At 58.8% G+C, this 4,849-nt stretch carries 5 protein-coding genes; all 5 read left to right on the top strand.

Annotated features, from left to right (window positions below; translation table 11 throughout):
* On the top strand, nucleotides 1-938 hold a 938-nt coding region (locus L0H65_RS14675), incomplete at its 5' end, for a calcium-binding protein (RefSeq protein ID WP_301459792.1).
* A gap of 481 nt (nucleotides 939-1,419) precedes the next feature.
* On the top strand, nucleotides 1,420-2,637 hold the full coding sequence (locus L0H65_RS14670) for an FAD-binding oxidoreductase (protein ID WP_301459791.1): 1,218 nt from the start codon (nucleotides 1,420-1,422) through the stop codon (nucleotides 2,635-2,637).
* Nucleotides 2,634-3,089, top strand: a complete 456-nt coding sequence (locus L0H65_RS14665; RefSeq protein ID WP_301459790.1) for a DUF1801 domain-containing protein — start codon at nucleotides 2,634-2,636, stop codon at nucleotides 3,087-3,089. Before L0H65_RS14670 ends, L0H65_RS14665 begins: the two co-directional genes overlap by 4 nt.
* A gap of 183 nt (nucleotides 3,090-3,272) precedes the next feature.
* Complete coding sequence (locus L0H65_RS14660) at nucleotides 3,273-4,334, top strand: dipeptidase (protein WP_301459789.1); 1,062 nt, start codon at nucleotides 3,273-3,275, stop codon at nucleotides 4,332-4,334.
* A 68-nt stretch (nucleotides 4,335-4,402) separates the two neighbouring features.
* The coding region (locus tag L0H65_RS14655) for an ABC transporter substrate-binding protein (RefSeq protein WP_301459788.1) at nucleotides 4,403-4,849 on the top strand (447 nt) is incomplete at its 3' end.

The raw sequence follows: 4,849 nt of genomic DNA, 5'->3' as shown, positions 1-4,849 counted from the left end.
GCATCGCAGGAGGCTATACAATCGCCAATGATGTGGTGATCGAGAACGCAACGGGTGGCAGCGGCAACGACCGGCTTACCGGCAACGATGCAGACAACACCCTTACCGGGAATGACGGAAACGACACTCTGCTTGGTGCCGATGGTAATGACAACTTGCACGGTGGCGCGGGTGATGACTATCTCCACGGTAACGCTGGCAATGATACCGTTCTGGGCGGTATCGGGAACGATACGGTGATTGGTGGACCCGGTGATGACAACATTTCGGGTGGCATCGGCAATGACCAGCTTACGGGTGGCAATGGCGAGGACACGCTGAACGGTGCCGCCGGCGACGATCTGATCTTTGCGCAAGCCGGGGATGATGTTGTGTCAGGCGGCGATGGACTGGATTCGGTGCATCTGGGAATTGGCAACGATATCTATAATGGGAACGGAAGCGGGTCGGATACGGTGCGCGGCCTTGCGGGCCATGATACCATCACGGGCGGCGATGACGGCGACGTGCTGATGGGCCATCGCGGCAACGATGTGATCGACGGTGCCGGTGGCAATGATACGATCGAAGGCGGCGTTGGTCATGACAATTTGTCTGGCGGCGATGGCGACGATTATCTTGATGCCTCGGCGGGCTGGGACATGCTGAGCGGTGGCGCGGGAAATGACACGCTGAACGGTGGCGTGGGCAATGACAAGATGACTGGTGGGGCCGGATCTGATACTTTTGTTTTCGGCACACACAGCGGCTTGGATACCGTCACCGATTATGAGGACGGCATCGACCTTCTTCGCATCACATATCAAAATGCCAGCTTTGACACCCTGACCATCAGCCAAACGGGTGCAGACGCAACCATCTGGTACGGTTCGGGTGGAATTATGCTGGAGAATATGGCTGTGGCTGCAATAACGGCGGAAGACTTCATCTTCGCATGACACATGCCGGCAGAGGGACCGGAAGCGCATCATTCAGAGCTTCCGGCCCCGAGCCTGCTTGTGTGCGTCCGGTGCCGCCGCTGTTCGGGTGGCATGGGTCGCCGCCAGCGTGCAAATAGCTGGTAAAGACATGGTGGTCGGCGCGTTGGCACTGAACGTGGTCGCGTTCAGAAATTCCGTTCATGTCGGAATGCACTGGCGCTGCTAGGCGCCCCTGCCCCGCTGTGCGGCCGGTGCCGCGTAAGCGCCTGGCCGCCTGCACCCCAAGGTCGAATTCTGCCGCCCCAGAGATGGCCGCGGACGCTGAAAATCCACGCCGCGCGCCCGCTCCACGGTGCGTTCGTCGAGGCGCTTGTTCGCGCGACTGGGCGGGAGTTCACCGCCCAGCAACGGCGTCGGACATCCATTGGTTTCACATTGGTGGCTTCTCTTGTCATTTCGCGCATTGTATGGTTGCGGGAAAGCGGGAATGGGGGCGGCGATGGTAAAAGACGTTCGGGCAGTGGCGACAAAGCGGCAGGCTTACGATGTGGTCATCGTCGGCGGCGCGATCATGGGGTCAGCGACCGCGTGGTTCCTGACGCAAAACCCGGATTTTGACGGTACCATTCTGGTGGTGGAGCGTGACCCCGGTTACGAATTCGCGTCAACCTCACACACCAATTCCTGCATACGCCAGCAATTCTCATCAACGCTGAACGTTCGGATTTCGCAATTCGCGGCGGAATTCATCCAGAACCTGCCGAAGCATATGGGCCCTGACGCCCCGCGTCTGAAAATCCACAACTTCGGCTATCTCTACATGGCCGACACCCCGGCTTTTGCCGATGTGCTACGCGCGGGGCAAAAGGTGCAAACTGCCGCCGGGGCGGGAACGCGGGTGCTGACGGGGCAGCAGATCAAGGACGCCTACCCGTTTTACAACGTCGATGACATCCTGCTTGGCAGTCTCAACACGAAGGACGAAGGCTATTGGGACGGGATCACGGTGTTCGACTGGTTTCGCAGGCAGGCGCGTGCGAAGGGGGCGGAATATATCCGGGGTGAGGTGATGGCGATGACGCGCAATGCCGCTGGCACCGCGGTCGAAAGCGTGACGCTTGCCTCCGGTCAGGTGATTGGCTGTGGCCATGTCGTCAATTGCTCTGGCCCGCGCGCGGCGGCCACGGCGCGCATGGCGGGGATCGACCTTCCGGTGGAGCCGCGCAAACGCTACACTTGGGTTTTCACCGCCGAACAGCCACTGGACCGCGACTTGCCGCTGACCATTGACCCCTCTGGTGTGCATTTTCGTCAGGACGGCAAGCAAAGCTATATGGCGGGCGGTCATTCTGATCCCGACCCAGGTGCGGCGTTTGATGATTTCGCGATGGACCATAGCCTTTGGGAGAACAAGATCTGGCCCGCCATCGCCACCCGTATCCCACAGTTTGAGGCGATCCGGGTGCAGCGCGAATGGGTCGGGCATTACGCGATGAACACGCTGGACCAGAACGCGATTGTCGGCCCGCATCCGGAAGTCACGAATTTCATTTTCCAGAATGGATTCTCCGGTCACGGCTTGCAGCAATCCCCGGCGATGGGGCGCGGGGTGGCCGAATGGCTGACCTATGGCGAATACCGCAGCCTTGACCTTTCGCCGCTTGGTTACGGGCGGATCGCGCGCGGGGAGCCTTACCTAGAGGCCGCGATCATTTGAGCGGGGAGATTGAGATTAATGCAGATACCCTGACAAGCCCAGCCATTCCGGCCAGGGTCGCCGATGTCATCGCAGGTTATCCGGCGTCAATCGGAACGCAACTGCTGCGCCTGCGCGAGATGGTTTTTGCGGTTGCCGCCAGAACCGAGGGTGTTGGCCCTTTGACCGAGACGCTGAAATGGGGCGAACCTGCTTATTTGACCGAAACGAGCAAATCCGGCACGACGATCCGGCTTGGGATGCCGAAATCAGCGCCGGGAAACTGCGCGATTTTCCTGAACTGCAAGACAACGCTGATCGAGACCTTCCGCAGCCAGTTTCCCGATGACTTTCAGTTTGAGGGCAACCGCGCTCTGCTTTTATCCGCAACGGCGCCGCTGCCCGAAATTCCGTTGCAGTTCTGTCTGCACGCGGCATTGACCTATCATCGCACCCGCAAACGCGGCGCATAAGCCGCCTTCGGCCATTTACGCAGGATTTTCCGCCTGGACGGCGCAGGTTTGGCCGTTCAATTGCCGGGAAGTCGGGACGGCCCCGCACAGCGGCTTCCGATAATAAATTCTTCAAGTTTTTTCTGGCATTGCGTTGCATTTTCCGTACTCTGCCGGAAAGACACTGGCAAAGGGACTGGGAACTTGGCGAATGATCAACTGCCACTGATTTTTGACGGGCATAACGACGCATTGCTCAAACTCTACAAAGCTGGCGCGATGGCGGCGACCGCGGGGTTTGTGACCGGCTGTGAGGGTGCGCTCGATGTGCCGCAGGCTAAGGCAGGGGGATTCGGCGGTGGCTTTTTTGCCGTTTACGTCCCCTCCCCCTCCAACAAAGAGGCGCGGATGGAGGAGATGGTCAAACCCAAATATGACCTGCCTCTGCCTGAAATGGTCCCCATCGCCGATGCAATGCCGGTGGTGATGGCACAAGCGGCGATCCTGTTTGATCTGGAACGCAAAGGTGCGTTGAAAATCTGCCGCACGGTTGCGGAACTGCGTAAAACCCTTGGGTCTGGCGTGATGGCCGCGATCTTTCATATCGAGGGCGCAGAGGCGATTGACGCTGATCTGCACGGACTTGATGTGCTTTATCAGGCCGGGTTGCGCTCGATCGGTCCGGTCTGGAGTCGCCCGACGATTTTCGGCCATGGCGTGCCGTTCAGTTTTCCCAGTTCCCCCGACACCGGGCCGGGGCTGACAGAGGCGGGTGTCAGGCTGGTCAAACGCTGCAACCAACTGGGCATCATGCTGGATCTGTCGCATCTGAATGAGGCCGGGTTTTGGGATGTGGTGCGCCATTCAGATGCGCCGATTGTCGCCACCCATTCCAACGCCCATGTGATTTGCCCGCACAGCCGCAATCTGACCGACAAGCAACTTGCGGCGATTCGCGAAAGTGACGGTATGGTGGGGTTGAATTTCGCGGTCGCGTTCCTGCGTGACGATGGAAGGATGCTTGCCGATGTGCCACTTTCCCAGATGCTGCGGCATCTGGACCATCTGATCGAACATCTGGGCGAGGATCGGGTTGGTCTCGGTTCGGATTATGACGGCGCGACGGTTCCAGAACCCTTGACCAGCGTGGCAGGATTGCCCAGTCTGCGGCAGGCGATGGCCGACCATGGCTATGGCGCAGCGCTGATCAAGAAGATCTGCCATGAAAACTGGCTGCGTGTGCTGGAAAAAACCTGGGGCGGATGACGCCCTTGCAACGGATATGGGGCGATCAACGTCTCGATAAAACAACGACAACAACAGAGAGAGAGAACATGACATTCTGGAGCAAAACCCTCAGCTCGGCGGCGATGGCAGTCGCGCTCAGCTTTACATCAATGGCGGCGGTTGCGGAAACACCGCCCAATATGCTGGTGATCGCCAACCGCATTGACGACATCACCTCGCTTGACCCCGCGCAAAGCTTTGAATTTGCAGGCTCGGACGTGAACCAGAACGTCTATGGCAAGCTGGTGAACTTTGACCCACTCGATTTTGACAAAGGCTATGTTCCCGATCTGGCCACGGCCTGGACCGTGTCGGAAGATGGCATGACCATTACCTTCACAATGCGCGAGGGCGTGAAATTCCAGTCCGGCAATCCGGTTACTGCCGAAGATGCCGCAGGCTCCTTGCAACGCGCCGTGATTTTGAACAAGACGCCTGCATTCATTCTGAATCAATTCGGCTTCACCGCCGAGAATGTCAAAGACAAGATCAAG

It is taken from the genome of Pseudorhodobacter sp. (assembly GCF_030452865.1).
Classification (GTDB): domain Bacteria; phylum Pseudomonadota; class Alphaproteobacteria; order Rhodobacterales; family Rhodobacteraceae; genus Pseudorhodobacter.
Note: the sequence above shows the minus strand (reverse complement) of the source record. Positions and strands in the feature narration are given on the sequence as shown.